The sequence below is a fragment of the Chelatococcus albus genome (assembly GCF_030067675.1).
Lineage (GTDB): Bacteria > Pseudomonadota > Alphaproteobacteria > Rhizobiales > Beijerinckiaceae > Chelatococcus_A > Chelatococcus_A albus.
Genome location: NZ_JASJEV010000004.1, coordinates 41,913 through 68,852, shown reverse-complemented (window position 1 = coordinate 68,852; position 26,940 = coordinate 41,913). Strand labels below are relative to the sequence as shown.

Sequence of the window (26,940 nt, the reverse complement as noted above, 5' to 3'; positions counted from 1 at the left end):
AGCCCCGGACGGGGGCGTCCGGGGCTCGCCTCGCAGGGACGGGCGCTCGTCGCGGCTCACCAGCTTGACAGCACCGACCCCTTCCATTTCTCCGCGACGAAGGCCTTCACCTCAGGCGTGTGGTAGGCTTCGACGAGCGTCTTCACCCACGGCTTGTCCTTGTCGACCGAGCGCACGGCGATGACATTGACGTAGGGCCCCTTCGGATCCTCGCGCAGGATCGCATCCTTCGGGTCGAGGCCCGCAGGCGTGGCGTAGTTCGTATTCACCGCTGCCGCGTCCACGTCTTCGAGCGAGCGCGGCGTCTGCGCGGCGTCGACCTCGAGGAACCTGAGCTTCTTCGGATTGTCGACGATGTCGATCGGGCTGGGCTTGAAGCCGACGCCCTCCTTCAGCTTGATGATGCCACGGTCCTGCAGGAGGAGCAGGGCCCGCCCGCCGTTGGTCGGGTCGTTGGGGATCGAGATCGTGGCGCCGTTCGGCACCGTCTCCCACGACTTGTGCTTCTTCGAATAGATACCCATCGGGAAGTTCACTGTCGTGGCGACGCTCTCGATCCTGAAGCCCCGATCGGCCTTCTGGTTGTCGAGATAGGGCTGGTGCTGGAAGGAGTTGGCGTTGAGTTCGCCGGCGTCGAGGGCCGTATTCGGCACGACGTAATCGGAGAACTCGACGATGACGATGTCGAGCCCCTTCTTGGCGGCAATGGGTTTCACCTTCTCCAGGATCTCGGCGTGGTGGCCGGCGGTGGCGCCGATCTTGATGGTCTCGGCCAGCGCCTTGCCGGCAAGGCCGATAGTGATGAGGAGGGCGGCGACCCCCGCCGCGACGATACGGGTCTTCATGAGGCTCTCCGTGGGAGTTGCATTGGGAAGGGGAATCAGGCGCGGCGCAGGCGCTTGTTGACGCGGCGCGCCAGCCGGTCGCCGAGGCTCTGGACGCCCTGCACGAGGACGATGAGCACGACGACGACGGTCGCCATCACATCGGGCATGAAGCGCTGGTAGCCGTAGCGGATGCCGAGGTCGCCGAGGCCACCGCCGCCCACGACGCCGACGATGGCCGAGAAGCCGATGAGGCTGACGACGGCGAGCGTGAGGCCGAGCACGATGCCGGGCAGCGCCTCCGGGATCAGCACCTTGGCGACGATCTGGATCGGGGTGGCGCCCATGGCGCGGGCGGCCTCGACGAGGCCCTGGTCGACCTCGCGCACCGCGGCCTCGACGAGGCGGGCGATGAAGGGGGTCGCCGCCACCGTGAGCGGCACGATGGCTGCCGTCGTGCCGATCGACGTGCCGGCGACGAGACGGGTGAAGGGAATGATGGCGACGACGAGGATGATGAAGGGCGTCGAGCGCGTGGCATTGACGAGAAGGCCGAGGGCGGCGTTCGCCCACGCTGCCGCAAGGAGCTCGCCCTTGCGGCTCGTCGCCAGGAAGACGCCGAGGGGCAGGCCGACGAGCGTACCGAGCAGGGTGGCGACCGCCACCATGTAGAGCGTGTCGGCCGTGGACTGGGCAATGAGGCGAAGGATGTCAGGCGACATGGCCGATGACCTCCCTGTCGAGCCCCCGCTCCGCGAGGAAGCTCAGTGTTCTGGCGAGCACCGCGGCCTCGCTCGGAATGCCGACGACGAGGGCGCCGAAAGGCCGTCCGGCGATGGCATCCACGGCGCCGCCGAGGATGTTCACGTCGATGCCGAGGGCGCGGGAGAGTTGCGAGAGCACAGGGTGGGTGGCGAAGGGGCCGCGGAAGACGATGCGCAGCACGGTCTGGCCGCCGGCGACCGGCTCGGGCCTCAGCCTGCCGGCGACGAAGGCCGGCAGGTTGCGGCCGGTCTCGTCGGCGAGGAAGGAGCGGGTGGTCGCATTCTGCGGCCGCGTGAAGATGTCGAAGACGTCGCCCTCCTCGACGATGCGGCCGCCGTCGATGACGGCGACGCGATGGGCGATGCCGCGGATCACGACCATCTCGTGCGTGATGAGCAGGATGGTAAGCCCGAGCTCGCGGTTGATGGTGCCGAGGAGGTCGAGGATCGAGCGCGTCGTCTCCGGATCGAGGGCCGACGTCGCCTCGTCCGACAGCAGCACCTTGGGTTTGGTCGCGAGGGCGCGGGCGATGCCGACGCGCTGCTTCTGTCCGCCGGACAGTTCCGCCGGATAGCGGTCGCGCTTGTCGGCAAGGCCGACGAGGTCGAGCAGCGGCTCGACGCGCGCCCTGATCTCGGCCGGGCGCAGGCCCGCGATCTCGAGCGGCAGTGCGGCGTTGCCATAGACCGTGCGCGAGGACAGGAGGTTGAAATGCTGGAAGATCATGCCGATCGACCGGCGCACTTCGCGCAGCTCCGCCTCGGCAAGGGCGGCGACGTCGACGCCATCGACGAAGACCGAGCCGTGCGTCGGCCTCTCCAGCCCGTTGACGAGGCGGATGAGGGTCGATTTGCCGGCTCCCGAACGACCGATGACGCCGAGGATCGAGCCGCGCGGCACGGCGAGATCGATGCCCGCGAGAGCTTCGACCGCGGCCGAGCCCCTCCGGGCGGGGTAGGTCTTGGTGACCCCTTGGAAGCGGACGAGGGCATCGACCGGGGTGGTTCCGCTCGGCCCGGCTCCTGCATTGATGACCGGCGCGTTCATTGTCTTGCTCGTCCCCCGGATAGCGGACGGACGGCGAGCGCCGGCATCGATCGGCGCGTCGGGCTCTCGAACATGATCGAAACTCGATGGAAAGTCGGGGCTTTGTCATCGCCTCGCCGCCGGTCATTGCCGGGCGAAGACCGATGACTGCGGGGCTCTGCCGTCAGCGACACCGCATTGAGCGCATCATGGGTTCGTTCCCTATCGTTCAGGAGGCCCACGAATTCGCTTCGTGGCGCTTTAGCGCTTGGTGTCGCGGCGCAAGCTGCTCCGTCAAATTCCCGCGGCTGGACAACGAATTACCGTGGTGCAGCATGGCTAAATGGCCTGATCCGTCCTTCTCTGTCAACAGCAAATGATCGCCAAACTGGACTTTCGTTCGGTTTGCCGAACGAGTGTGAGCGGCGACAAGGGCAAAGGCCGGGGCGCCGGCCGAGCCGGCGCCCCGGAAGGAAGGCGACCGAGAGGAAGGAGAAGTGTCGCCTGAACCGCGCGAGCCGGGGAAACCCTGCCGCCCGTCACCGGCCGTGCAGCCGTGCGTCCCAAAAGCGGCAGTGCATGGGATGGAGTTCGAAGGAACAGAACGCGTCGAGGAAACGGGTGATCTGAAGCGGCGTCGCCCGGGGGATGCGTGTGACGTGCATGAGGGATGCGGTGAGCACGGTCGGTCTCCTTCAGGCATGAACGGCCGCTTGATGCACCTTCCGCCCTGCAAGGTGGCGCGCCACGGCGCGCTCTGCATCGTTGGGCCTCCTGAAGACGCGGCCGTCGAGCGCATCGAAGGTGCGGCTCGCCGCGAAGAAGTGGAATCCCCGCTCGCCGCGGGCCACGATGCCGGCGGTGCGGCCGGCGACTTCGATGACATAGGCGTCGGAGGAATAGCTGGTGGTCATGGCACTTCCCTTTGCCGGCTTCAGACCGGCGCGCTCGAACCATCGTCACGTGAGTGCGGAGTTGCTGTCGCTCGTCAGGCGCAGATGACGCGACAGGCACCCTTGGCCGCTGAACGGCAGCATCCGAGGCACGAGCGCCGGCTTGTGGCAGGGAGGGAAGAGCGAGAGGCCATGGCATCCTCCAGGGTTTCGGAGCCACGAAGTCCCTTCGTGGCGCTTTAGCGTTTGATCACGCGGCGCAAGCTGCTTCCGTCAAATCACCGCGGTTCGCGACGGCTGTCCGCCCCGAACAAGGGCTGTCTCGCATGGCCGGCGAGTCGAGTCAAGGTAAATTCTATAAAAAATCTAGAATTTATGTTATTCGAATTTGCAGCATGCCCGATGCTGCCAGCGGGTGTCGTTCTGGCGTCGGGAAGCGCGGGTGAGGACAGGGAGGACGGCACGGGCCGCGATGAGCGACGGGCGGCGGACAAAGCGTAAATACAAATTACTGCCGTAAAATATACAAATCTACAAACGCTATGTTGCAAATGTCATCGGCGTCGCTGATGATATGTGGAATGCCCCGCGTGGGGTGCTTTCCAGCCGAAAGGGAGGCCCATGCTGACGTCTCATCAGGTTGCTCTGGTGCGCCACGGCCTCATTCTCCTGGCCACGATCGTGCTCTTCGCGGCTTTTGCGAGCTTCGCGCGAGCCGAGACGGTGCTGCTGAACGTGTCGTATGATCCGACGCGGGAGCTCTACCGCGACCTCAATGCCGCCTTCGCGGCGGACTGGAAGGCGAGGACGGGCGAGACCGTGACCATCCGCACATCGCACGGCGGCTCAGGCAAGCAGGCCCGCTCGGTCATCGACGGGCTCGACGCGGCCGTCGTCACCCTGGCGCTCGCGGCGGACATCGACGCCATCGCCGCAGTCACCGGCAAGATCCCGGCGAACTGGCAGAGCCGCCTGCCGCACAATTCCGCCCCCTACACCTCGACCATCGTCTTCGTCGTGCGCAAGGGCAATCCCAAGGGGATCCGCGACTGGGACGACCTCGCCAGGCCCGGCCTCCAGGTCGTCACGCCCAACCCCAGGACCTCGGGCGGGGCGCGCTGGAACTACCTCGCCGCCTGGGGTTACGCCCTGACGAAGAGCGGCGGTGACGAAGCCGAGGCGCGGACCTTCCTCACCGCGCTCTTCCGCAATGTGCCGGTGCTCGACACCGGCGCGCGCGGCGCCACCGTCACCTTCTCCCAGCGCGGCATCGGCGACGTGCTCGTCGCCTGGGAGAACGAGGCCTTCCTCACACTCAAGGAATTCGGCGAGGACAAGTTCGAGATCGTCGTGCCCTCGCTCTCGATCCTGGCCGAACCGCCGGTGGCTCTCGTCGACGGCAATGTCGACGCCAGGGGCACGCGTCAGGTGGCGCAGGCCTATCTCGCCTTCCTCTACACGCCGGCGGCGCAGGCGATCATCGCCAGGCACTTCTACCGGCCGGTGAAGCCGGAGGCCGCCGCTCCGGCCGATCTCGCCCGCCTGCCCAAGCTCGAGCTCTTCACCATCGACGGGCTGTTCGGCGGCTGGGCCAAGGCCCAGAAGGAGCATTTCGACGACGGCGGCGTCTTCGACCAGATCATGAAGGCGGCGCGCCCATGACGGCAGCAGCGCCTCCTCTGCGTCGATTGCGACGGCCGAGCGCGATCCCGGGCTTCGGCATCGCCTTCGGCTACACCCTGGCCTATCTCGGGCTCATCGTCCTCCTGCCGCTGGCGGCGCTCGTGCTCAAGGCGTCGAGCATCGGCCTCTCGGGTCTGTGGGCGGCGGCGATGGAGCCGCGCGTGCTGGCGGCGCTGCGCACGAGCTTCGGCCTTTCGCTTGCGGCCGGGATCGTGGATGCGGTCTTCGGGTTGATCGTCGCCTGGGTCCTCGTGCGCTACCGCTTTCCCGGCCGCAAGCTCATCGATGCCGCGGTCGACCTGCCCTTCGCCCTGCCCACCGCGGTTGCGGGCATCGCGCTCGCGGCCCTCTACGCGCCGAACGGCTGGATCGGCCGGCTCGTCGAGCCGCTCGGCCTCAGGATCGCCTTCACCCCGCTCGGCATCTTCATCGCCCTCGTCTTCGTCGGTCTGCCCTTCGCCGTGCGCACGGTCGAACCGCTGATCGCGGAGATCGACCGCGAGCTCGAGGAGGCCTCCGCCACGCTGGGGGCGACGCGCGGGCAGACGCTCCGGCGGGTGCTCCTGCCGCCGCTCCTGCCGGCGGTCCTGACGGGCTTCGCCCTCGCCTTCGCGCGAGCGGTCGGCGAATACGGCTCGGTCATCTTCGTCGCCGGCAACATGCCCTACGTTTCGGAGATCGCGCCGCTTCTCATCGTCATCAAGCTCGAGGAGTTCAACTACGCCGGCGCGACCGCAATCGCGACGATCATGCTCGGCATGTCCTTCGCGGCGCTGCTCGCCATCAACCTCATCCAGGCCTGGAGCCGCAGGAGGTTCGGTCATGTCTGACACCGTCCTGCCGGCGCCGGCGCGCGAGGGGAGGGGGCGCCGCGTCACGACCGAGGGGGCGGGCGCGCGCCTTGCGCTTGCGCTCGCCGCGCTTTCCTTCCTGGCACTGTTCCTGGTGCTCCCGCTCGTCGTTGTCTTCGTCGAGGCCTTCAAGGGCGGTATCGGAACCTATCTCTCGGCCTTCGACGATCCCGATGCCCAGGCCGCCATCCGCCTCACCCTGACGGTCGCGGCCATCGCGGTGCCGCTCAATCTCGTCTTCGGCGTGGCGGCCGCCTGGGCGATTGCGAAATTCGCTTTCGCGGGCAAGAGCCTGCTCGTCACGCTCATCGACCTGCCGTTCTCCGTGTCGCCGGTCGTGTCGGGCCTCGTCTACGTTCTTCTCTTCGGGGCACAGGGCCTGTTCGGGCCGTTCCTCAAGGCGCACGGTATCGAGGTCATCTTTGCCCTGCCGGGCATCGTGCTCGCGACGGTCTTCGTCACCTTTCCCTTCGTGGCCCGGGAACTCATTCCGCTCATGCAGGAGCAGGGAACGGCGGACGAAGAGGCGGCACTCAGCCTCGGAGCCTCGGGCCTGCGCACCTTCCTCACGGTGACGCTGCCCAACATCCGCTGGGGCCTGTTCTACGGCGTCCTTCTCTGCAACGCCCGCGCCATGGGCGAATTCGGCGCGGTGTCGGTCGTCTCCGGCCATATTCGCGGACTGACGAATACGATGCCGCTGCACGTGGAGATCCTCTACAATGAGTACAACTTCATCGCTGCCTTTGCCGTCGCCTCGCTCCTTGCTCTCCTCGCCCTCGTCACCTTGGCGGCGAAATCCGTGCTCGAGTGGCGATACGGAGACGCTCTCTCGGGTCGGGGTGCCCACTGAGCGGAGCGGGACCGTGGACATCCGCGTGGCGGGAATCGTCAAGGATTACGACGGGACGGCCGCGCTCAGGGGCGTAAGCCTCGACATCCGGACGGGCGAACTCGTTGCCCTGCTCGGCCCCTCGGGCTCCGGCAAGACGACGCTGCTGCGCGTCATCGCCGGCCTCGAGATTCCGAGCGAGGGGCATGTCCTCTTCGGCGGCGAGGACGCGACCGGTCTGTCGGTGCAGCAGCGGCGCGTCGGCTTCGTTTTCCAGCACTATGCGCTGTTCAGGCACATGAGCGTGTTCGACAACGTGGCCTACGGCCTGAACGTTCGCCGTCGGGCGGAGCGCCCGGCGCGCGACGCCATCCGCCGTCGCGTGCTCGACCTCCTCGACCTCGTCCAGCTCTCGGGGTTGGAGAACCGCTATCCCGCCCAGCTCTCCGGCGGCCAGCGCCAGCGCGTCGCGCTGGCGCGGGCGCTCGCGGTCGAGCCGCGGGTGCTGTTGCTCGACGAGCCCTTTGGCGCACTCGACGCGAAGGTGCGTCGGGAGTTGCGCCGCTGGCTGCGCGACATCCATGACCGCACCGGCCACACCACCGTCTTCGTCACCCACGACCAGGACGAGGCGCTGGAACTCGCCGATCGCGTCGCCATCCTGAACGACGGACGTCTGGAGCAGATCGGCACTGCCGACGAGGTCTACGATCATCCGGCCTCCCCCTTCGTCATGTCTTTCGTCGGGGATACGGCGCGCCTGCCGGTCGAGGTGCGGGAGGGGCGCGTGCTGCTCGGCGGCACGGCGCTCGACATCGAGGTGGCGGCAGCGGATGCGGGCGGCGGCGCGCTCTATCTTCGACCGACCGACGTGGTGCTGACGAACGGCGATTGCTCGGGACTTGCCGGACGGGTGACGAGCCTGCGCCGCACGGCGAACGGCCGCCGGGCGGAGGTGCGGCTCGATGCCGGAGGCAATGTCCTCGAGGTGGAGGTCCCGACTCAGAGGCCCCTGCAGGTGGGCGACCGCATCGGTCTGCACATCCTCAAGGCGCGGCTCTTTCCGGCCTGATCGCGATCCGACCGGGGTGCGCCCTCCGGCGAGGGCGCGGCGGAACAGCCGGCTGGTCCGGGAAGGGGCGAAAAATATACTTAGTAAATTTGTATTTTCAGATATAAACTCACGTGCTATCGTGTTTTATGATAAAAAACACGACGTGAGGCGTTATTTACGTGCCGAGGCTCCGCTTCTTCCCCATCTCCTTCGACGTGGCCGGCAAGGCCGTGGTGGTGGCCGGCGGCACGGGTGCGGCGCTTGCCAAGCTGCGCCTCCTCGCCAAATCGCAGGCGCATCTGCGCTTGGTCACGGCTGAAGCAGAACCGGCGCTCACGGCCTTCGCGGCGGAACACGGCATCGAGCATCGCACCTCGGAGCTGACGCTCGCGGATCTCGCGGATGCCGCCCTTCTCTTCGTCGCCACAGGCGACAAGGACCGCGATGCGATTTTCGCCGGGCTTGGGCGCGCGGCGGGCATCCCGGTCAATGTGGTCGACCGGCCGCATCTGTCCGACTTCGCCGTGCCGGCCATCGTCGATCGGGCGCCGGTTGCGGTCGCCATTTCCACCGATGGCCTTGCTCCGGTGCTCGCACAGCGCCTGCGGGCCGCGATCGAGGCCCTGCTGCCGCCGGAATTCGGCCGCCTCGGCGAGCTCGCCCGGTCGCTGCGCTCGGCCATCCTCTCGGCGCTGCCGACGAATGCACAGCGGCTGCGGTTCTGGAACCGCCTGATCGACGGCCGCGCCGCCGATCTCGCGCTCGCGGGGAACCTCGCCGCCGCGCGCCGCGCGGCGCTCTCAGCCCTCGCCGGGTCGACAGGGGAGGAGGCCGGCATCGTCTGGCTCATTGGCGCAGGCCCGGGCGCGGCCGATCTGCTCACGCTGCGAGCCCAACGGCTGCTGCTCGAAGCCGACGTCATCGTGCATGACCGCCTTGTGCCCGACGCGGTCATCGAGATGGGGCGGCGCGACGCCGAGCGCATCGGCGTCGGCAAGGCCAAGGGCCGCCATTCGGTGACGCAAGGGGAGATCGACGCCCTGCTCGTGCGTCTCGCCCGCGAAGGCAAGCGCGTGGCACGCCTCAAGGCGGGCGACCCGCTGGTCTTCGGCCGCGCGGGGGAGGAGCTCGCCGCCCTCCGCGCCGCGGGCATCCGCGTCGAGGTCGTGCCCGGTGTCACCGCCGCCCTCGCCGCCGCGGCGGATGCCGGGGTGCCGCTGACGCTGCGCGGCGTTGCCGCCTCCCTCACCTTCGCCACCGGCCATGGCGCAGAAGGGAGCGAGCCGGCCGGCTGGCCCGCTATCGCGGCCGCCGGCGGCACGGTCGCCGTCTACATGGGCCGCACTGCTGCGGCCGAGACGCGCGAGCGCTTCCTCGCCGGGGGCGTCGCCCTGGAAACGCCGGTGCTCGCCGTCGAGAACGCCGGCCGTGCCGAGGCGCGCCTCTTCGCCGGAACGCTTGCCGACCTGCCGGCCCTCGCCGCTCGCGCGGATGTCGACGGGCCCGTGCTCATCCTCGTCGGCCCGGCCGTGGCGCACGGCGCTCTCGCCGATGCCGAGCCCATCGTTCCCGCTGCCGCTGCGCCGGTTCTCGCCGCGGTGGCCTGAAGGAGAAGACCATGAAGAAGGACGCCAAGGGCGCAGGCCCCCAGGTGGTGACGGCGAACGCCCTCGAGAGCGGGCTCGTCGTCTTTCGCGCGCCCGACGGACGCTGGGTGAGGGCGATCGACGAGGCCCAGCTCGTGCGGGGCAGGGAGGAGGCGGCGGTGCTGCTCGATGCCGCGACCGCGGACGCGGCCCGCAACATCGTCGTCGAGCCCTATCTCGTCGACGTGCGCGAGGAGGATGGTCGCATCATGCCGGTGCTCCTGCGCGAGGCGATCCGCGCCGCAGGCGGGCCGACCATCGTCGAGGTGAGCGCCTATCTGCACGCCGCGGCCATCTGAGGCGCCGGGCGGCCGACACGGACGAAAGAGGGAAGCGAGGCAGGCATGTATCGTTACGACGAGTTCGACCGGCGGTTCGTGGCCGAGCGCGTCGCGGAGTTTCGCGACCAGGTGGCCCGCCGGCTCTCGGGCGAACTGACGGAGGACGAGTTCAGGCCGCTCAGGCTCATGAACGGCGTCTACCTGCAGCTGCATGCCTACATGCTGCGCATCGCCATTCCCTACGGCTCGCTGAACGCGACGAAGCTGCGCCGGCTCGCGCGCATCGCGCGGACCTATGACCGCGGCTTCGGCCATTTCACCACGCGTCAGAACCTGCAGTTCAACTGGATCAGGCTCGAGGACGTGCCGGCGATCCTCGGCGAGCTCGCCGAGGTGGAGATGCACGCCATCCAGACCTCCGGCAACTGCATCCGCAACGTTTCGGCCGACCATTTCTCCGGCGCCGCCGCCGACGAGGTGGCGGACCCGCGCGTCTATGCCGAGATCCTGCGCCAGTGGTCGTCGCTCCACCCGGAATTCTCGTTCCTGCCGCGCAAGTTCAAGATCGCCGTCACCGCGGCCGAGCACGACCGGGCGGCCATCCAGGTGCACGACATCGGCCTGCACGTGAAGAGGGGCGAGGCCGGCGAGATCGGCTTTTCCGTCTATGTCGGCGGCGGCCTCGGGCGCACGCCGATGGTCGCGAAGAAGGTGCGCGACTTCCTGCCGGAAGCGGAGCTCCTCAGCTACTGCGAGGCGATCCTGCGCGTCTACAACCTCTACGGCCGCCGGGACAACAAGTACAAGGCGCGCATCAAGATCCTCCTGCATGAGGCCGGCGTCGACGAGATCGCCCGCCAGATCGAGGAGGAGTACGAGCAGGTCCGTCGGCGTGGTGTGCTCCTGCTGCCGCGCGAGGAGATCGACCGCATCGCGGCCTATTTCGCGCCGCCGGCCTTCGAGGAGCTGCCGGCGCGCTCTGTGACCCTGGAGCGGGCGAAAGCCCTCGACGCCGGCCTTGCGGAATTCGTGGCGCGCAACGTCACCACCCACAAGGTGCCAGGCTATGCGAGCGTGACCATCTCGCTCAAGGCGATCGGCGCGCCCCCCGGTGACGCCAGCGCCGAGCAGATGGAGGCCGTGGCCGCCATCGCCGAGGCCTATGCCCACGACGAGGTGCGCGTCAGCCACGAGCAGAACCTTGTGCTGCCGCACGTCAGGCTCGACGACCTGCCGGTCGTCTACGCTGCGCTTCAGAAGGCGGACCTCGCGACGCCCAATGCGGGCTACATCACCGATATCATCGCCTGCCCGGGCCTCGACTACTGCTCGCTCGCCAATGCGCGTTCAATCCCCGTGGCGCAGCGCATCGCCGAGCGCTTCGGCGATCCGGCGCGCCAGCGCGAGATCGGCGACCTGAAGATCAAGATCTCGGGCTGCATCAACGCCTGCGGCCACCACCACGTCGGCCACATCGGCATCCTCGGTGTCGACCGCAAGGGCGAGGAGTTCTACCAGATCACGCTCGGCGGCTCGGGCGACGAGATGTGCTCGATCGGTGAGATCGTCGGCAAGGGCTTCTCGTCGGAGGAGGTGGTCGACGCCGTCGAGACCATCGTCGACACCTATCTCAAGCTGCGCCAGGGGCCCGGCGAGACATTCCTCGCCGCCTTCCGCCGGCTGGGCGAGGCTCCGTTCCGGGAGGCGCTCTATGCCGACGCTGGATGAGTTGACGGCGGGGGCCCGGGCGGGCTCGCCGCTTGCCCGCCGCGCCGCCGAACTCGAGGCCGCGCACGGTACCCTGCCGGCGGCGGACGTGCTGCGCCTCGCGATCCGCGAGTTTTTCCCGGGCGAGATCGCGCTCGTGTCGAGCTTCGGTGCCGAGTCGGCGGTCCTCCTGCATCTCGCGGCGGAGGTCGATCGCGCCCTGCCGGTCGTTTTCGTCGACACGGGGCGCCTCTTTCCCGAGACGCTTGCCTATCGCGATGCGCTCGTCGCGCGCCTCGGGCTCACCGGCGTGCGCACCGTCGGCCCCGATCCGGACGCCATGGCGGCGGCCGATCCCTATGGCGCGCTCTTCTCGATCGACGCCGACCGCTGCTGCGCCCTGCGCAAGGTGCAGCCGCTCGCCGGGGCCCTGAAGCCCTTCACCGCCTGGATCACCGGGCGCAAGCGCTTCCAGGCGGCGACGCGGGCGACCGTGCCGGTCTTCGAGGCGGATGCGACGCATATCAAGGTGACGCCGCTCGCCGCCTGGGGCCCGGGCGAGATCGCGGCCCACATGCGCGAGCACGGGCTGCCGGCGCACCCGCTCGTCGCCAAGGGCTTCCTCTCCATCGGCTGCGCCCCGTGCACGACGCCGGTGGAGCCCGGCGAGGACCCGCGCGCCGGCCGCTGGCGCGGCTCGTCGAAGACCGAATGCGGCATTCACATCGCCCCCACCGGTGTCACGCGGAGAAGTGCCTGATGGCCCTCTACAAGAACGGTTCCTTCGTCGAGGACACATGGCGCTTCCTCGCCGCCGAGGACGACGTGCCGTCCGACGGCGCCATCGTGCTTGGCAAGGCGCGCTTCCTCGCCGAGCGTGAGGCTCTCGCCGGCCGCAATGCGCCGCTCGGGATCATTATCGAGCCGGGCGAGGGCCTCGCCGGCATCGAGGCCGACATCCACCGTTTCGCGCTCGTTGTGCTTCCATTCCCGAAGTATACCGACGGCCGCGCCTATTCGCTGGCACGCATGCTGCGCGAGGAGCACGGCTACCGGGGCGAGCTGCGTGCGAGCGGCAATGTGCTGCGCGACCAGGTGCGCTTCATGTGGCGCTGCGGCATCGACGCGCTCGAAGTGACGCACGCGGGCACGATCGCCGCCTTGCAGGCCGGCGCCGTCTCTCCCGTCACGCATCACTACCAGCCAGCCGGGCTCGAGGCGGTGGAACACCGCCTCGCCGGCGCCCGTCCGTGGCTGCGCCGTGCCGCCGCCCATCCGTGAGTTCGAGGATCGTCCGCCGATGTATCTCTCCGAAGCTGCGACGCTCGCGCCCCTCGACGCTCCGTCCGCCGCCGCACCGCGCCCGGCGCTCTCGCCGCATCTTCGGCGGCTCGAGGCGGAGGCGATCCACATCATGCGCGAGGTGGCGGCGGAGTTCCGCCATCCGGTGATGCTCTATTCCATCGGCAAGGACTCCTCCGTGATGCTGCACGTCGCGCGCAAGGCGTTCTGGCCCGGCAAGCCGCCGTTCCCGCTGCTGCATGTCGACACGACGTGGAAGTTCCGGGAGATGATCGCCTTCCGCGACGCGACGGCGAAGGCGCTCGACTGGGAGCTTCTCGTCCACGTCAATCCGGAGGGCGCCTCCCGCGGCATCGATCCGTTCCGCTCCGGCTCGTCGCTGCACACGCAGGTGATGAAGACGGAAGCGCTGAAGCAGGCACTGGACAAGTGGGGGTTCGACGCGGCCTTCGGCGGTGCGCGGCGCGACGAAGAGAAGAGCCGCGCCAAGGAGCGCGTGTTCTCCCACCGCACGGCGGCCCATGCCTGGGACCCGCGCAACCAGCGGCCGGAACTCTGGCGCCTCTACAACACGCGCATCGCCAGGGGCGAGTCCATGCGCGTCTTCCCCCTGTCGAACTGGACCGAGCTCGACGTCTGGCAATACATCCTGGCCGAGAATATCCCCGTCGTGCCGCTCTATTTCGCTGCCGAGCGGCCGATCGTCGAGCGTGACGGGGCGCTCATCATGGTCGACGACGCGCGCATGCCGCTCGAGCCGGGCGAGCGGCCCGAGCCACGTCGCGTCCGCTTCCGCACGCTCGGCTGCTATCCGCTCACCGGCGCCGTCGAGTCCGACGCACGGACGGTCGAGGAGATCGTGCACGAGCTCGTGACCTCACGTGCCTCTGAACGCCAGGGTCGAGTCATCGACCACGACGACAAGGCGTCCATGGAACGCAAGAAGCGCGAGGGCTATTTCTGATGTCGGCCGCCGTCGCAACACTCGCCCGTCCCGTTGCCGCGCCCGTGCCCGCCGGGCGCGGCCTCCTGCGCTTCCTCACCTGCGGCTCGGTGGACGACGGCAAGTCGACCCTCATCGGGCGGCTGCTCTACGAGACCAAGGCGATCTTCGAGGACCAGTTCGCCTCGCTCGAAAACGACTCGCGCCGCCATGGCACGACGGGCGGCGACATCGACTTCGCCCTGCTCGTGGACGGGCTCGAGGCCGAGCGCGAGCAGGGCATCACCATCGACGTCGCCTACCGCTACTTCTCGACGCCGCGCCGGTCCTTCATCGTCGCCGATACCCCTGGCCACGAGCAGTACACGCGCAACATGGCGACCGGCGCCTCGAATGCCGATCTCGCCATCCTGCTCGTCGACGCGCGCAAGGGCGTGCTGACGCAGACGAAGCGCCACAGCGTCATCGCCGCACTCCTCGGCATCCGGCACGTCGTGCTGGCCGTGAACAAGATCGACCTCGTCGGCTACGACCGGGCGGTGTTCGAGCGCATCGTCGCCGATTTCCACGCCTTCGCCGACGAGCTCGGCTTCCGTTCCATCGTGCCCATCCCGCTCTCGGCCCGCTTCGGCGACAACGTCACCGCACCGAGCGCGGCCACGCCCTGGTACGGCGGGCCGACCCTCATCGGGCATCTCGAGGAGGTGGACGTCGATGAGGCCGCGCAGGATCTGCCCTTCCGCCTGCCCGTGCAGTGGGTGAACCGGCCGAACCTCGACTTCCGCGGATTCTCCGGCACGGTGGCAAGCGGCCGCGTGCGCATTGGCGATCCGATTGTTGCCGCCTCGTCCGGGCGTCAGAGCAAGGTAAAGCGCATCGCGACCTTCGACGGCGACCGCGCCGAGGCGGTGGCAGGCGATGCCGTCACGCTCGTGCTCGCCGACGAGATCGACGCTCCCCGCGGCGAGGTCTTCGCCGAGCCCAAGGCGCGGCCGTCGGTGACCACGCGCTTCCTGGCGCGGCTCGTGTGGATGACGGACGATGCGCTCCTGCCGGGTCGTTCCGTGCTCCTGAAGATCGGCACACGCACGGTGCCCGCGACGGTGAGGGCGATCCGCTCCGTTCTCGACGTGGAGACGCTCGCCGAGCGGCAGAGCGAAACGCTCGGCCTCAACGCCATCGGTCTCGCCGAGATCGAGACCGTTTCGCCCGTTGCCTTCGACGTCTACGAGGACAACCGCGAGACGGGAGCCTTCATCCTCGTCGACCGCTTCTCCAATGCCACCGTCGCGGCCGGCATGGTGCGGGAGGCGCTCGGCGCGACCAACGTGCACCGCCACGGCTTCGACGTGGACCGTGCCGCCCGCGCCGGGCTCAAGCACCAGCGCCCGCTCGTCGTCTGGTTCACTGGCCTGCCGGGCTCCGGCAAGTCGACCATCGCCAATCTGGTCGAGCGCAAGCTGCATGCGCTCGGGCGGCATACGGCGATGCTCGACGGGGACGACCTGCGCCAGGGGCTCAACGCCGATCTCGGTTTCGACCTCGCGAGCCGGGGCGAGAACGTGCGGCGTGCCGGCGAGGTGGCGCGCCTCATGACCGAGGCGGGCCTCGTCGTGCTTTGCGCCTTCGTCTCGCCGGTGCGGGCCGACCGGGAGCGCCTGCGCGCCCGCTTCGCCGAGGGCGAATTCGTCGAGGTCTTCGTCGACGCTCCGGCGGAATTGTGCGCCGCGCGTGACCCGAAGGGGCTCTATGCCCAGGCGCGCGAGGGCAAGATCGCGTCGCTCACCGGCGTCGCCCAGAGCTATGAGCCGCCGCTCGCGCCCGAGCTCGTTCTCGATGCCGCGGCCGCGGACGCGGAAGCGCTCGCCGAGCGGGTCGTCGCCCTCGTCGAGCCCCTGATCTCGGGTGTGCGGCCGACGGCAGAGGACTCAGCCGCGCTCTGACTTTGGGCCGCGGGTGGGGGCGTTCTTCGTTGAGCGCTCGTGTCCCGCGTTCTCGTCCGCCCGGTGCGCACGCCGCATGCTGCGGGCGCGGGCCTCGCGTGCCAGCATTTCGTAATGGGCGCGGAACTCCTCCAGCTCTTCTTCGGACAGTTCCTCGAGATCGAGCAGGGAGTTGTGGGCCTCCTTGCTCACCCGGATCAGCTCGTCGATCTTGATCTGGATGGCGGCGGAATCGCGGTTCTGTGTGTTCTGGATGACGAACACCATGAGGAAGGTGATGATCGTCGTCCCGGTGTTGACGCTGAGCTGCCACACATCCGAGAAGCCGAAGAAGGGGCCGACGAGGGCCCAGAGGATCATGGCGGCGAGGGCGCAGCCGAACACGACGGGCTTGCCCGCCCAGTGCGCCACCAGGGTCGCGAAGCGGCTGAACCTGTCCGGCTTGCGCGCCGCCGCCTTGTACCGCGCATATCGCATGAGCGGCCTCCCTCGTCTCGCCTTCCACCAGCGCCGAGCGTACGCCTGCGGACAATGGCGATGCCAGAGCGCGCTGCCGCCACGGACTGTGAGCGAGGGGAGGTCTCGGTCAGGCCGGACGGCGGCGGCTGCCTGCCCCGGCATTGTCGCGTGCCGGGCCGTTGACCTGGCGTCCCGAGAGCCGGGCGATCTCGGCTGCCACGCCTTCAATGCGTGCTCGCAGGGCCGCGTTCTCGGCCCTGATCTCTTCGTCCGCGGCCCGTCCCTCCCGTCGCAGGAGGTTCAACTTGCGCTGCAGGCCGGCTCGGTCGGCGCGGGCCTGTTCGAGGGCGGCTTCGAGTGTCAGCTTCTCCGCACGCAGGACCTCGACGGTTTCCTCGAGCGCCCCGCGGCCGCTGCGCGCCGCAGCCGTGCGTTCCGCGAGCTCGCCCTCGACGGCGATCAGCTTCGACTGCATGGCGGCGAGTTCCGCATCGCGCTGCGCGAGCACTGCTTCTCGACGTGACGCATTGGCCACGACCTCGGTGAGCTTGGCGGCAAATTCCACCTCGCTCGCCTCCAGCCGCTCCACGTGCTGGCGCAGTTCGTCCCGCAGCCTGGTGAGCGAGGCGATGCGGTCTTCGAGGACGCGCCCGTGGGTTCGCTCGTCGGTGAGCTGGCGATCGAGTTCGGCGATGCGCTGGCCGGCCGCGGCGAGGTCCTGTTCCCGTGCGGCGAGCGCGTGTTCCGTCTCGTAGATGCGCGCGTTGAGCGCCTCGATGCGCGTTTCGAGTTCGGCGATGGTGATGCGCTTGGTGTCGAGATCCCCCAGCGTCTCGCGGTGCCGGCCGTCGAGAGCGGCATGGGCGGCTTCGCGCTCGGCGAGGGCGGCGCGCGCTTCCCCGAGGGCGCGGCTCGTCTCCTCCAGCACAGCCCGTTCCTGCGCCAGGCTGTCGCGGCTCTGGGCAAGGGCGCTCTCGAGCCCGGCGACGGCCGTCTTGTGCTCCGCGATTTCGTCCTGCAGCTTCTTGATGGCGACGGCACGCCGGCCGAGCTCTTCGCGGTCGGCGCTCCTGGCGGCGCGGGCCGCCTCCGCCTCGCGCTCCAGGCGCCGCGCAGTGACGGCGAACTCGGCGCGCAGGTGGTCGCGCTCGGCCGACAGCTCCTCGATAGACAGGGGGAAGATCGCCTCGATGCGCCGCTTGGCCAGGCGCTCGGCGCGACGGTTGACGGCCGGCAGAACAAGAAGCGCGATGAGGGTCGCTGTCAGGAACCCGAGCGCGAAGACCATGATCGTCTCGATCACCGCCGGGATCCTTCGGTTGCGCGATCGTTCAGTCCAAAACCCTGCGGTCGCCGCTCCGCGGTGGTACGGGACGGCGCCGTCACATGGACACTGCCATGGCGCGCCGGCGGATTCCAGCGCCGCGGGCGACGGGGCGGAGCATCAGAAGGGGTTCCAGGTCGATTGTTGCGTGAACTTCAGATAGCCGAGGTTCAGGCCGAGGCGGGCGCCGACGCCGGACCGGATGGGCACGACCGTGATGCCGTTGGCGTTAAGCGCCGTCATGCCGAATCCGGCGACGAGATAGGCCGAGCCATCGACGCCGCCGAACCGCTGATAGATCGCGTCGACGAAGGGCAGGTTGTAGACGAGCATCATGGTACGCGCTCCGTCGCCGCCGAAATCGAAGCCGAGCGAAGGCCCCTGCCAGAAGACGCGCCGGTCGCCGGCGTTGCGGGTGTAGAGCACGCCCTCGCCGTAGCGCAGGCCGCCGATGAAGGCGCCGCTGCCTTCCTGGCCGAGGATGTAGCCGTTCGGCTCGCCCCAGCGGCGCACCGCCTCCTGGATGGTGAGCGCGAGGCCGCGGGAGATGTTGCCGAAGAACTTGTGTCCGGAATCGACGAGTTCGTTCGGCGAGAAGGTTTCGGGCCGTTGTGTCGGCGGCGTGCCCTGTTGCGCGAAGGCGCTGCCGCAAGCGAGCCAGGCGGTTGCGGCGAGCATGACGGCGAAGCGCAGGGCTGATCTCATCTCCTGCCTCCTCAGACGATGGCGTGAGTTGCATCAAATACGATGGATTTTATGAACGCCTCCCTTACATCAGGGTTGTAGGCCTTCGCCTGCACAGCGTGCAGGATCCGAGTCGCATTACGAGCATTGGAGCCAAACGTGTCGCCGGCAAGGCATAGCGCCCGTCTCCGCACCATCCTGGCGATTCTCGCCGCCTTGGCGGCCGGCATCGCCCACGCCGCCTCCGGGGGCGCTGCACCGGTGCGCGTGCCGCTCGTCGGCCTTAGCGAGCGCATGCTGGCGGACGGCCTGAGCGGCCTGGCCCTCTTCGGCTACGATCCCGTGGCCTATTTCGCCGAGGGCGCCGCGCGGGCGGGGCGGGCCGAGCACGAACTCATCTGGCGCGGCGTCGTGTGGCGCTTCGCCAGCGCCGCCAATCTCGAGGCCTTCAGGCGTGAGCCGGGGGCCTATCTGCCGCGTTGCGGCGGCTATGATGCGGAAGCCTGCGCGCGTGGCCTCGTGGTCGAGGCCGATCCGGCGATCTTCGCCATCGTCGGCGAGAGGCTTTACGTCTTCCGCACGCAGGAGGCGCGCGATCGCTTCGTGAGTGATGGCGCACTCGCCGACAAGGCCGAGGCGCGCTGGCCCGGCGTCGAGAAGCAGCTCGTCTATTAGATGCTGGTCACGCCGCCTGCGTCATGCGGGCGGCGAAGGTCTTGTCTCCCCAGGCGATGAAGGGGCCATTGGCGAAGCGGCTGTCCGTGCGCCCGTAGACGAGGGGAGCGCCGCTCGGATCGGTGACGATGCCACCGGCCGCCGTGAGAATGGCCTCTCCCGCCGCCGTGTCCCATTCCATGGTCGTGCCGAAGCGCGGGTAGACGTCTGCCTCGCCCGCGGCGATCAGGCAGAACTTCAGCGAGGACGATGCCGCCCGCCGCTCGTGCCTCGGCAGGCGCGCGAGGAAAGCCTCCGTCGCGGCGTCGCCGTGGCGCCGGCTCGCCAGCGCCACGAGGCCTTCTCTCGGCGCCGGGCGGACGGCGAGATCCCGCCAGGGACCGAGGCCGGCGGCGGCGTCCCCGGGGCGGGCGGCAGCCGTCATCGCCCTGCGCCCCGCGATCCACAGATGTTCCATCTGGGGCGAGTAGATCGCTCCGGCGATCGGGCGGCCGCCGGAGACCGCGGCGATGTTGACCGTGTACTCGCCCGTGCCGGCGATGAAGTCGCTCGTCCCGTCGAGCGGGTCGACGAGAAAGAAGACATCGGCCACGTCGGTCGCGCCGCCAGCGGCGGTGCGCTCTTCGGCGATGACGGGCAGGCCGGGAAAGGCCCTGTCGAGGGCCGCCAGAATGCACTCCTCGGCTGCGAGATCCGCATCGGAACAGAGGCTGCCATCGGCCTTGCCGCGGGTCGCGAGGCCCCGTTCGAATGCGTCGAGGATGGCGGCACCGGCCCGGCGGGCGATGGTGCCGAGGAGCAGGGCGACGTCGTCGCGAGCTTCGAGGTCGAGGGACATCGTGCATCCGGCGGACAGGACTTCCAGGAACCCGTGTTTCGGCGCTCTCGCCCGGCTTTGCAAGCGGCGCGGGGCGGGCCGTGCTGCGACGGGGCGGCCCTTTCGGGATTCCGTTCGAGGGTGTATCACATCGCGCCCTGGACTAGGGCCTCGCCCCCTCGTGATTCGCCGCCAGCGGAGCCTCGCATGACCGCCGTCGCGCTCGATGCGCTCGATCTCGCCGCGCTGCTCTGCAGCCGCGTCTGCCACGACGTCATCAGCCCCGTCGGCGCCATCGTCAACGGCCTTGAGGTGCTGGAGGACGAGGACGATGCGTCGATGAAGGAATTCGCGCTCGACCTCATCAAGAAGAGCGCGCGCCAGGCGTCTGCCCGCCTGCAGTTCGCCCGCCTTGCCTTCGGTGCCGCCGGCTCGGCCGGTGCCTCGATCGACCTCGGCGACGCCGAGCAGGTGGCCAAGGGTTTCCTCAACGACGACAAGCTGTCGGTGACGTGGACTGCGCCGCGCCTGCTCCTGCCGAAGAACAAGGTGAAGCTGCTGCTCAACCTGCTGCTTCTCGCCACCAACGCCATTCCGCGCGGCGGTTCCCTGGAGGCCCAGGTGGAGGTGGACGGCGACAATGTGCGCTTCGTCATCGATGCGCGTGGCGTGAACGCGCGCATTCCCGCCCATGCGGAGGACCTCGTCGCCGGGCGGTCGGAGAACGGCTCGGTCGACGCCCACGCCATCCAGCCGTTCTATACGGGCCTCATCGCCCGGGCGGCCGGAATGGGCGTAAGTTTCTCTCTCGCCGACGGCGGGGTGCGGATCGTCGCCGAACCCGTTGCTTGAGCGCGGGTGCGCGATCGTCTCAACCGATCATAAACCCTTACCCCCGACACTGGGCGCAGAGTCGCGTTCGCGCGCGAGCGGTCGCTCGCGCGCCTTGTCGGGTTGAACTCATGGACGAGCTACTGCGCGAGTTTCTGACGGAAACGAGCGAACATCTCGATGTCGTGGACATCGAACTCGTCCGCTTCGAGCAGGATCCGAACAACACGACGATCCTGCAGAACATCTTCCGGCTCGTCCACACCATCAAGGGCACCTGCGGCTTTCTCGGTCTGCCCCGCCTCGAGACGCTCGCGCATGCGGCCGAGTCGCTCATGGGTAAGTTCCGCGACGGCATGCCCGTCACGAGCGACGCGGTCTCGCTCATCCTGGCGACCATCGATCGCATCAAGCTGATCCTCGGGGAGCTGGAACGCACCGCCGCCGAGCCTCCCGGTCTCGACGAGGATCTCATCGAGGGGCTCGAGCGCCTCGGCAGCACGGGCGAGGTGGACATCCGCGCGGCGAACGATGCCTCTGGCGGGCGGCCGGCCCCGTCGCCGGAGGACGCGCGGCGCGACGCGCCGGCCCATGACGAGATGGCCTCGCCCGACGGGCCGCCGCAGTCGCCTGCGCGCGAGGACGAAGCGAGGCGCGCGGTCGCCGAGGTGGAGGAGGCAAGGGCGCCGCGGGTGCAGACCATCCGCGTGACCGTCAATACCCTCGAGCATCTGATGACCATGGTCTCGGAGCTCGTGCTGACGCGCAACCAGCTCCTCGAGATCGCCCGCCGCCAGGACGACACGGCCTTCAAGGTGCCGCTGCAGCGCCTGTCGCACGTCACCGCGGAGCTGCAGGAAGGCGTCATGAAGACGCGCATGCAGCCCATCGGCTCGGCATGGCAGAAGCTGCCGCGCGTCGTGCGCGGCCTCGCCACCGAACTGGGCAAGCAGATCGATCTGGTGATGCAGGGGGCCGAGACCGAGCTCGACCGCCAGGTGCTCGAGATCATCAAAGACCCGCTGACGCACATGGTCCGCAACTCGGCCGACCACGGCATCGAGAGCCCGGCCGAGCGCGTCGCCCGTGGCAAGCCGGAACGCGGGACCATCCGGCTCGGCGCCTACCACGAAGGCGGAACCATCACGATCGAGGTCTCCGACGATGGGCGGGGGCTCGACTACCGGCGCATCCGCCGCACGGTCATCGAGCGCGGGCTCGCGGCGGAGATCGACGTCGATCGCATGAGCGACGCCCAGGTAGCGAAGTTCATCTTCCACCCAGGCTTTACGACGACCAGCAGCGTTACCGCCGTGTCGGGACGCGGCGTCGGCATGGATGTGGTGAAGAGCAATCTGGAGCTCATCGGCGGCACGATCGACATCCATTCGGAGTTCGGCCGCGGCACGACCTTCACCATCAAGATCCCCCTCACGCTCGCCATCATCGCCGCGCTCATCGTCAGCGCGCGGGGGCAGCGCTTCGCCATCCCGCAGGTCGCCGTGCTCGAGCTCGTGCGGGTTCGACCAGGCTCGGATCACGAGATCGAGCACATCGACGACACGCCCGTGCTGCGCCTGCGCGACCGCCTGCTGCCGGTCGTGCCGCTCGCGGCCCTGCTGCAGCTCGACGTCGGGCACCAGGGAGCGAACGACGACGGCTTCATTGTCATCACGCAGGTCGGGCGGCAGCGCTTCGGCATTCTCGTCGACGGCGTCTTCCACACCGAGGAAATCGTGGTGAAGCCGATGTCGAGGCGGCTGCGCCATCTCTCGCTGTTTTCCGGCAACACGATCCTCGGCGATGGCGCGGTGGTGCTGATCATCGACCCCAACGGCGTTTCGCGCACGGTCGGCGTCAGTGTCGGCGAACGCGCCATGTTCACCGACGAGGTGGCCGAGGCTCCGGCACCCGAGGAGGAGGAGGAGAAGGAGGCGGTGACGCTCCTCGTCTTCCGTGCCGGCGGCGACGGCCTCAAGGCCGTGCCGCTGTCGGTCGTGACCCGCCTCGAGGAAGTGGATGCGAGCAAGATCGAGCGGGTGGGCGGGCGCATCCTGCTCCAGTATCGCGGGCGGCTCATGCCGCTCGTTCCGGCAGACCCCGCAGTCCGCGTCCGCACGGAAGGCGCTCAGCCGATCGTTGTCTTCTCCGATGGGGACAGGGCCCTCGGGCTGATGGTCGACGAGATCGTCGACATCGTTGAGGAGCACATCGTCATCGATCTGGTCACCGATCGTCCCGAGGTGGTCGGCTCCGCGATTGTGCGCGGGCGCGCCGCGGAGATCGTCAACGTGGCGCATTTCCTCCCGCTGGGGCACGAGGACTGGCTCAACCGCGGCAGCCCGCCGAGCGCGGCGGCGCGCACCGTCCTGCTCGTCGACGATTCGGCCTTCTTCCGCAGCCTGCTCGGGCCTGTGCTCAAGGCGGCGGGCTATCGCGTCGCCATCGCCAACGACGCCGACGAGGCGCTCGCCATATTTGCGGCGGGTCGCAAGGTCGACGTCGTCGTCACCGACATCGAGATGCCGGGCAAGAGCGGCTTCGATCTTATCGAAGCGCTGCGCGTCGAGCCTGCGACCGCGGATATTCCGGTGATCGCCCTGTCGTCCTATGTCAGCCAGTCGATCGTGGAGCGGGCGCGCCGCCTGGGCGTTGCCGACTTCGTGGCTAAATTCGACCGCAGCGGCCTGATCGCGGCGCTTGCGGAGGCCTGTCCGAGCTACGGGGAAGCCGCATGACCGCAACGAGCAGCGAGGCCGGTCGGCGACCTACAGCCGTGGCGGGTGACGAGAACTGCCAGTATGTGACGGTGACGGTCGGCGGCCAGCGCTTCGGCCTTCCCATCGCGCAGGTCCATGATGTCTTCATCGTCCACGCGATCACGCGCGTGCCCTTGGCGCCGCTCGAGATCAAGGGGCTGCTCAACCTGCGCGGGCGCGTGGTGACGGCCGTCTGCCTGCGCACGCGCCTCGGCATGCCGGACCGCGCGGAGGAGGGCGAGGTGACGGCGGTCGGCCTGGAGAGCGCCGGCGAAAGCTACGGGCTGCTCGTCGACAGCGTCGGCGAGGTGCTGCAGCTCGGGCAGGACAGCCGTGAGCCCAACCCTGTCCATCTCAACCCGCGCTGGGCCGGCCTGTCGCGCGGCGTCCACCGGCTGGACGACCAACTCCTCATCGTTCTTGACGTCGACGCGGTGCTGGCGTTCGGCGTCGACGCCAGGGCCGCGTGAGCGGTGCCGACCGGAGCTGAGCCATGAAGCACTGCCTCATCGTCGACGACTCGGCGGTCATTCGAAAGGTGGCGCGCCGCATCCTGGAAGGCCTGGGGTTTCGCATCAGCGAAGCGGAGGACGGCGCGCAGGCGCTCGATCTGTGCCGGCGGGAGATGCCCGATGCCGTGCTCCTCGATTGGAACATGCCGGTCATGGACGGCTACGATTTCCTGCGCGCCCTGCGCCAGATGCCACGCGGCAACGAACCCAAGGTCGTCTTCTGCACGACGGAGAACGACGTCGCCCACATCGCGCGCGCGATGCATGCCGGCGCCGACGAGTACATCATGAAGCCCTTCGACAAGGAGATCATGACGGCGAAGTTCCAAGAGGTCGGACTCGCCTGAGCGCGACGCCCAATCCGTTCCATCCGGGCGGCCCCAGGGGAAACGCATGTCGTCAGCCTTCGCCATGATCTCACCGCCGACTGAACCGAGACTGACGCGCGTCATGATCGTGGACGATTCCGCGGTCATTCGAGGTCTTGTGTCGCGTTGGCTTCTGGAACATGCCGATCTCACCGTCGTCGCGACGGCGCCCAACGGCCGGGCCGCCCTCGACATGCTCGATGCCGCCGACCCGGACATCGTCGTCCTCGACCTCGACATGCCGGAGCTCGACGGCCTGACGGCGCTGCCGCTCATGCTGCGCAGGAAGCCAGGCCTGTCGGTCCTCGTCGCGTCCGCGCTCACGCGGCGCAATGCGGAAATCTCGCTGCGGTGCCTGTCGCTCGGGGCGACCGACTACATACCGAAGCCGGAGAACAACCGCGGCATCACCACCTCGCTGAACTTCCGGCGCGAACTCGTCCTCAAGATCGATGCGCTCGCCATGGCGCGTCGGCGCAGGGAGCGGTACGCGGCGACACAAGCGGCCCTATCGGCGCACGCGGTTCCTGCTGCGGCCGACATCTCGGCCCGGCCGGCGGGGGCTGCGGACGAGGCCGTGCTGCCACGGACGGCCGTCATGCCCCGCTGCCTGCTCATCGGGGCGTCGACCGGCGGCCCGCGGGCCATCTCGACGGTCCTGGGCGAACTCGGTCCCTCGGTCCTGGAGCACCTGCCCGTGCTGATCGTGCAGCACATGCCGCCGATCTTCACGGCCGTCTTCGCCGAGCACCTGCGCATGCAGACCGGGCGCCCGGCGCGCGAGCCGGAGGACGGTGAGCGGATCGTTCCGGGCGTCGTCTACATCGCGCCGGGGGGGAGGCATCTCGGGGTCATGCGATTCAACGGCCATCCGGCAGTGCGTCTCGATGACGGGCCGCCGATCAACTTCTGCCGCCCGGCGGTCGACCTCCTGTTCCGCGAGGCCGCCGCCGTTTATGGACCGGCCGCCCTCGCCGTCATGCTGACCGGCATGGGCAGCGACGGCTTGCAGGGCGCGCGCGCCCTGGCCGACGCGGGCGCGACCATCATCGCCCAGGACGAGGCGACGAGCACCGTGTGGGGAATGCCCGGGGCCGTCGCGCGCGCCGGGCTTGCCACGGCCGTGCTGCCCCTGCCGAGGATCTCCGAGGCCGTCCGTGCGCTTGTCCGGGGGGGATCGCGATGACGGAAGTCGATTTCGACTTCCTGCGCGCCTTCCTGCACGCGCGCTCGGGCCTCACCCTGACGGCGGAGAAGCGCTATCTCGTCGACAGCCGGCTCGGCCCCGTCTGTCGTCGTCAGAACCTCGACACGCTGGGCGATCTCGTGGCGCTGTTGCGCACCGGGCGGGCCATCGAGCTCGAGCGCCTCGTCGTCGAGGCGATGACGACGAACGAGACCTTCTTCTTCCGGGACAAGGGGCCGTTCGAGCTGTTCCGCGACGTGCTCCTGCCCCAGCTTCTCATGGCGCGCGCCCTGACGCGGCGGCTGCGCATCTGGTGCGCTGCCGCCTCGACGGGACAGGAGCCCTATTCGCTGGCGATGATCCTCGACGAAGCCGCAGCGCAGCTCGCAGGCTGGCGGGTCGAGATCATCGCAACAGATCTCTCGACCGAGGTCATCGCGCGTGCCAAGGCCGGCCTCTACACCCAGTTCGAGGTGCAGCGCGGATTGCCGATCCAGTTCCTGCTGAAATATTTCACGCAGGCTGGCGACATGTGGCAGATCGCCGACAAGCTCAGGGACATGGTGGACTTCCGAACCCTCAACCTCCTGCGCGACTTCTCGGTTCTGGGCGAGTTCGACATCGTCTTCTGCCGCAACGTGCTCATCTACTTCGACGTGCCGACCAAGATGAACGTGCTGCGTCGCCTCGCCGACCGGCTCGCGCCTGACGGTGCGCTCTTCCTGGGTGCGGCCGAGACGGTGATCGGGCTCAGCGACGATCTCACACCCCACACCACGCATCGGGGCCTTTACGTGCCGCGCGAGCAGCGCACGCCGCTCAGCGCCCTGAAGCTCGCCATGTCGCGATGAGACGCCGCATGATCTGACGCGCCCCCATGCTCACCACGGCGGTTTCCGCCGATTGACAGGTGGCGGAGGCCGGACGAGCCTGTAGGCGAGGGGAAGCGGCTCATGACCTCGATCGCGCTCGTATCCATCCTCGCCGCCGACCGCGTGGGCCTGGTCGCAGCCGTCGCCGACCGCCTGTTCGGGGCGGGCGTCAACCTGCGCGACACGACCTTCGCCGTGCTCGGCGCGGGTGCGGAATTCACGGCTGTCTGCGAACTGCCCTCGGGCGTGTCGACCGGCGACATCGAGGAGGGGCTCAAGGCGCTGCCGGAGCTCGCCGGGGCGCAGGTGCACGTCGTGCCCTATGCCTTCGATCCGGCGCCCGTCGGCACGGGGCGGGTGACCCATCGCGTGACCGTCAGCGGCGGCGACCAGCTCGGCCTCGTCGCCCGCCTGTCGGAGATCTTCACGCAGTACGGCGCCAATATCGTGCGCCTCGAGGCGCGCAAACTGACGGAGGAGGAGGGCGGCCTCTACGTCACGCGCTTCGCGGTCTCGATTCCGCCGGAACGTGCGGACCTGTGCCTTGCCGCAGTGGGCAATACCGCCGGCAGCCTCGGCCTGTCGAGCCAGATCGAGTCCTCGACCCTGTAGGCGGCGGCGCTGCGGCACGGCGCGGCCGCGGAAGCCCCATGCGGCACTGCTCGGCGCAGCTTCGGAAGGACGCGGGTCGCCAAAAGCAAAG

General features: G+C 68.9%; 27 protein-coding genes. 19 read left to right on the top strand and 8 right to left on the bottom strand.

Annotated features, from left to right (window positions below; genetic code table 11):
* Positions 1–56: 56 nt before the first annotated feature.
* The 4 genes from QNA08_RS07945 to QNA08_RS07930 form a co-directional block, all read right to left on the bottom strand.
* Entirely contained in the window at positions 57–845 is a 789-nt protein-coding gene (locus tag QNA08_RS07945) for a MetQ/NlpA family ABC transporter substrate-binding protein (RefSeq protein ID WP_283740163.1), read from the bottom strand.
* Between the two features lie 35 nt (positions 846–880).
* The gene (locus QNA08_RS07940; protein WP_283740162.1) at positions 881–1,546 is read right to left on the bottom strand and encodes a methionine ABC transporter permease; all 666 of its coding nucleotides are present in this window, start codon (positions 1,544–1,546) and stop codon (positions 881–883) included.
* The gene (locus tag QNA08_RS07935; RefSeq protein ID WP_283740161.1) at positions 1,536–2,636 is read right to left on the bottom strand and encodes a methionine ABC transporter ATP-binding protein; all 1,101 of its coding nucleotides are present in this window, start codon (positions 2,634–2,636) and stop codon (positions 1,536–1,538) included. Before QNA08_RS07935 ends, QNA08_RS07940 begins: the two co-directional genes overlap by 11 nt.
* A gap of 674 nt (positions 2,637–3,310) precedes the next feature.
* Positions 3,311–3,529 carry a hypothetical protein gene (locus tag QNA08_RS07930; protein WP_283740160.1) on the bottom strand — a complete coding sequence of 73 codons (219 nt, stop codon included), beginning with the start codon at positions 3,527–3,529 and terminating at the stop codon, positions 3,311–3,313.
* A gap of 600 nt (positions 3,530–4,129) precedes the next feature.
* Between QNA08_RS07930 and QNA08_RS07925 the strand changes: the two genes are divergently transcribed.
* From QNA08_RS07925 to cysN, 11 genes are all read left to right on the top strand, one after another.
* Complete coding sequence (locus tag QNA08_RS07925; protein ID WP_283740159.1) at positions 4,130–5,170, top strand: sulfate ABC transporter substrate-binding protein; 1,041 nt, start codon at positions 4,130–4,132, stop codon at positions 5,168–5,170.
* Entirely contained in the window at positions 5,167–6,021 is an 855-nt protein-coding gene (gene cysT, locus QNA08_RS07920) for a sulfate ABC transporter permease subunit CysT (protein ID WP_283740158.1), read from the top strand. The genes QNA08_RS07925 and cysT overlap by 4 nt, the downstream gene beginning before the upstream one ends.
* Complete coding sequence (gene cysW / locus QNA08_RS07915; protein ID WP_283740157.1) at positions 6,014–6,895, top strand: sulfate ABC transporter permease subunit CysW; 882 nt, start codon at positions 6,014–6,016, stop codon at positions 6,893–6,895. Before cysT ends, cysW begins: the two co-directional genes overlap by 8 nt.
* A 13-nt stretch (positions 6,896–6,908) precedes the next feature.
* A complete protein-coding gene (locus QNA08_RS07910; protein ID WP_283740156.1) occupies positions 6,909–7,946 on the top strand; it encodes a sulfate/molybdate ABC transporter ATP-binding protein in 1,038 nt (345 codons plus the stop codon).
* 161 nt (positions 7,947–8,107) lie between these two features.
* The gene (gene cysG / locus QNA08_RS07905; protein ID WP_283740155.1) at positions 8,108–9,535 is read left to right on the top strand and encodes a siroheme synthase CysG; all 1,428 of its coding nucleotides are present in this window, start codon (positions 8,108–8,110) and stop codon (positions 9,533–9,535) included.
* An 11-nt stretch (positions 9,536–9,546) separates the two neighbouring features.
* On the top strand, positions 9,547–9,873 hold the full coding sequence (locus QNA08_RS07900; protein ID WP_283740154.1) for a DUF2849 domain-containing protein: 327 nt from the start codon (positions 9,547–9,549) through the stop codon (positions 9,871–9,873).
* Between the two features lie 45 nt (positions 9,874–9,918).
* Positions 9,919–11,583, top strand: a complete 1,665-nt coding sequence (locus tag QNA08_RS07895) for a nitrite/sulfite reductase (protein WP_283740153.1) — start codon at positions 9,919–9,921, stop codon at positions 11,581–11,583.
* Positions 11,567–12,322, top strand: coding sequence for a phosphoadenylyl-sulfate reductase (locus QNA08_RS07890; RefSeq protein WP_283740152.1), 756 nt, complete (start codon positions 11,567–11,569; stop codon positions 12,320–12,322). The genes QNA08_RS07895 and QNA08_RS07890 overlap by 17 nt, the downstream gene beginning before the upstream one ends.
* Complete coding sequence (locus tag QNA08_RS07885) at positions 12,322–12,843, top strand: DUF934 domain-containing protein (RefSeq protein ID WP_283740151.1); 522 nt, start codon at positions 12,322–12,324, stop codon at positions 12,841–12,843. The genes QNA08_RS07890 and QNA08_RS07885 overlap by 1 nt, the downstream gene beginning before the upstream one ends.
* A 19-nt stretch (positions 12,844–12,862) precedes the next feature.
* Positions 12,863–13,828, top strand: a complete 966-nt coding sequence (cysD, locus tag QNA08_RS07880) for a sulfate adenylyltransferase subunit CysD (protein ID WP_283740150.1) — start codon at positions 12,863–12,865, stop codon at positions 13,826–13,828.
* The gene (cysN, locus tag QNA08_RS07875) at positions 13,828–15,750 is read left to right on the top strand and encodes a sulfate adenylyltransferase subunit CysN (RefSeq protein ID WP_283740149.1); all 1,923 of its coding nucleotides are present in this window, start codon (positions 13,828–13,830) and stop codon (positions 15,748–15,750) included. Before cysD ends, cysN begins: the two co-directional genes overlap by 1 nt.
* Here the strand turns inward: cysN and QNA08_RS07870 are convergent.
* From QNA08_RS07870 to QNA08_RS07860, 3 genes are all read right to left on the bottom strand, one after another.
* On the bottom strand, positions 15,736–16,227 hold the full coding sequence (locus QNA08_RS07870) for a low affinity iron permease family protein (protein WP_283740148.1): 492 nt from the start codon (positions 16,225–16,227) through the stop codon (positions 15,736–15,738). The two genes, cysN and QNA08_RS07870, sit on opposite strands and share 15 nt — an antisense overlap.
* A gap of 109 nt (positions 16,228–16,336) precedes the next feature.
* A complete protein-coding gene (locus QNA08_RS07865; RefSeq protein WP_283740147.1) occupies positions 16,337–17,512 on the bottom strand; it encodes a coiled-coil domain-containing protein in 1,176 nt (391 codons plus the stop codon).
* A gap of 141 nt (positions 17,513–17,653) precedes the next feature.
* Entirely contained in the window at positions 17,654–18,238 is a 585-nt protein-coding gene (locus tag QNA08_RS07860) for a DUF1134 domain-containing protein (protein WP_283740146.1), read from the bottom strand.
* A gap of 138 nt (positions 18,239–18,376) precedes the next feature.
* Between QNA08_RS07860 and QNA08_RS07855 the strand changes: the two genes are divergently transcribed.
* A complete protein-coding gene (locus QNA08_RS07855) occupies positions 18,377–18,892 on the top strand; it encodes a YHS domain-containing (seleno)protein (protein ID WP_283740145.1) in 516 nt (171 codons plus the stop codon).
* Between the two features lie 7 nt (positions 18,893–18,899).
* Here the strand turns inward: QNA08_RS07855 and QNA08_RS07850 are convergent, their stop codons facing one another.
* Positions 18,900–19,730 carry a 3'(2'),5'-bisphosphate nucleotidase CysQ family protein gene (locus QNA08_RS07850; protein ID WP_283740144.1) on the bottom strand — a complete coding sequence of 277 codons (831 nt, stop codon included), beginning with the start codon at positions 19,728–19,730 and terminating at the stop codon, positions 18,900–18,902.
* 186 nt (positions 19,731–19,916) lie between these two features.
* Between QNA08_RS07850 and chpT the strand changes: the two genes are divergently transcribed.
* The 7 genes from chpT (at position 19,917) to QNA08_RS07815 (ending at position 26,849) form a co-directional block, all read left to right on the top strand.
* Positions 19,917–20,561: a histidine phosphotransferase ChpT gene (gene chpT, locus QNA08_RS07845; protein ID WP_283740143.1), complete on the top strand. Its 645-nt coding sequence runs from the start codon at positions 19,917–19,919 to the stop codon at positions 20,559–20,561.
* Positions 20,562–20,671: 110 nt separating this feature from the next.
* Positions 20,672–23,278, top strand: coding sequence for a hybrid sensor histidine kinase/response regulator (locus tag QNA08_RS07840; protein WP_283740142.1), 2,607 nt, complete (start codon positions 20,672–20,674; stop codon positions 23,276–23,278).
* Entirely contained in the window at positions 23,275–23,769 is a 495-nt protein-coding gene (locus QNA08_RS07835; RefSeq protein ID WP_283740141.1) for a chemotaxis protein CheW, read from the top strand. Before QNA08_RS07840 ends, QNA08_RS07835 begins: the two co-directional genes overlap by 4 nt.
* A 23-nt stretch (positions 23,770–23,792) precedes the next feature.
* Positions 23,793–24,158, top strand: coding sequence for a response regulator (locus QNA08_RS07830; RefSeq protein ID WP_283740140.1), 366 nt, complete (start codon positions 23,793–23,795; stop codon positions 24,156–24,158).
* A 46-nt stretch (positions 24,159–24,204) separates the two neighbouring features.
* Positions 24,205–25,365 (top strand): protein-glutamate methylesterase/protein-glutamine glutaminase, encoded by a 1,161-nt coding sequence (locus QNA08_RS07825; protein WP_283740139.1) that lies wholly within the window; start codon positions 24,205–24,207, stop codon positions 25,363–25,365.
* Positions 25,362–26,216: a CheR family methyltransferase gene (locus tag QNA08_RS07820; RefSeq protein ID WP_283740138.1), complete on the top strand. Its 855-nt coding sequence runs from the start codon at positions 25,362–25,364 to the stop codon at positions 26,214–26,216. The genes QNA08_RS07825 and QNA08_RS07820 overlap by 4 nt, the downstream gene beginning before the upstream one ends.
* 102 nt (positions 26,217–26,318) lie before the next feature.
* Positions 26,319–26,849, top strand: coding sequence for a glycine cleavage system transcriptional repressor (locus QNA08_RS07815; RefSeq protein WP_283740137.1), 531 nt, complete (start codon positions 26,319–26,321; stop codon positions 26,847–26,849).
* Positions 26,850–26,940: the final 91 nt, after the last annotated feature.

Bases quoted from the DNA above. Each gene is read 5' to 3' on its own strand.
- QNA08_RS07945 (WP_283740163.1), bottom strand. From the start codon at position 845: ATGAAGACCCGTATCGTCGCGGCGGGGGTCGCCGCCCTCCTCATCACT.
- QNA08_RS07940 (WP_283740162.1), bottom strand. From the start codon at position 1,546: ATGTCGCCTGACATCCTTCGCCTCATTGCCCAGTCCACGGCCGACACG.
- QNA08_RS07935 (WP_283740161.1), bottom strand. From the start codon at position 2,636: ATGAACGCGCCGGTCATCAATGCAGGAGCCGGGCCGAGCGGAACCACC.
- QNA08_RS07930 (WP_283740160.1), bottom strand. From the start codon at position 3,529: ATGACCACCAGCTATTCCTCCGACGCCTATGTCATCGAAGTCGCCGGC.
- QNA08_RS07925 (WP_283740159.1), top strand. From the start codon at position 4,130: ATGCTGACGTCTCATCAGGTTGCTCTGGTGCGCCACGGCCTCATTCTC.
- cysT (WP_283740158.1), top strand. From the start codon at position 5,167: ATGACGGCAGCAGCGCCTCCTCTGCGTCGATTGCGACGGCCGAGCGCG.
- cysW (WP_283740157.1), top strand. From the start codon at position 6,014: ATGTCTGACACCGTCCTGCCGGCGCCGGCGCGCGAGGGGAGGGGGCGC.
- QNA08_RS07900 (WP_283740154.1), top strand. From the start codon at position 9,547: ATGAAGAAGGACGCCAAGGGCGCAGGCCCCCAGGTGGTGACGGCGAAC.
- QNA08_RS07895 (WP_283740153.1), top strand. From the start codon at position 9,919: ATGTATCGTTACGACGAGTTCGACCGGCGGTTCGTGGCCGAGCGCGTC.
- QNA08_RS07890 (WP_283740152.1), top strand. From the start codon at position 11,567: ATGCCGACGCTGGATGAGTTGACGGCGGGGGCCCGGGCGGGCTCGCCG.
- QNA08_RS07885 (WP_283740151.1), top strand. From the start codon at position 12,322: ATGGCCCTCTACAAGAACGGTTCCTTCGTCGAGGACACATGGCGCTTC.
- cysD (WP_283740150.1), top strand. From the start codon at position 12,863: ATGTATCTCTCCGAAGCTGCGACGCTCGCGCCCCTCGACGCTCCGTCC.
- cysN (WP_283740149.1), top strand. From the start codon at position 13,828: ATGTCGGCCGCCGTCGCAACACTCGCCCGTCCCGTTGCCGCGCCCGTG.
- QNA08_RS07870 (WP_283740148.1), bottom strand. From the start codon at position 16,227: ATGCGATATGCGCGGTACAAGGCGGCGGCGCGCAAGCCGGACAGGTTC.
- QNA08_RS07860 (WP_283740146.1), bottom strand. From the start codon at position 18,238: ATGAGATCAGCCCTGCGCTTCGCCGTCATGCTCGCCGCAACCGCCTGG.
- QNA08_RS07850 (WP_283740144.1), bottom strand. From the start codon at position 19,730: ATGTCCCTCGACCTCGAAGCTCGCGACGACGTCGCCCTGCTCCTCGGC.
- chpT (WP_283740143.1), top strand. From the start codon at position 19,917: ATGACCGCCGTCGCGCTCGATGCGCTCGATCTCGCCGCGCTGCTCTGC.
- QNA08_RS07840 (WP_283740142.1), top strand. From the start codon at position 20,672: ATGGACGAGCTACTGCGCGAGTTTCTGACGGAAACGAGCGAACATCTC.
- QNA08_RS07835 (WP_283740141.1), top strand. From the start codon at position 23,275: ATGACCGCAACGAGCAGCGAGGCCGGTCGGCGACCTACAGCCGTGGCG.
- QNA08_RS07830 (WP_283740140.1), top strand. From the start codon at position 23,793: ATGAAGCACTGCCTCATCGTCGACGACTCGGCGGTCATTCGAAAGGTG.
- QNA08_RS07825 (WP_283740139.1), top strand. From the start codon at position 24,205: ATGTCGTCAGCCTTCGCCATGATCTCACCGCCGACTGAACCGAGACTG.
- QNA08_RS07820 (WP_283740138.1), top strand. From the start codon at position 25,362: ATGACGGAAGTCGATTTCGACTTCCTGCGCGCCTTCCTGCACGCGCGC.
- QNA08_RS07815 (WP_283740137.1), top strand. From the start codon at position 26,319: ATGACCTCGATCGCGCTCGTATCCATCCTCGCCGCCGACCGCGTGGGC.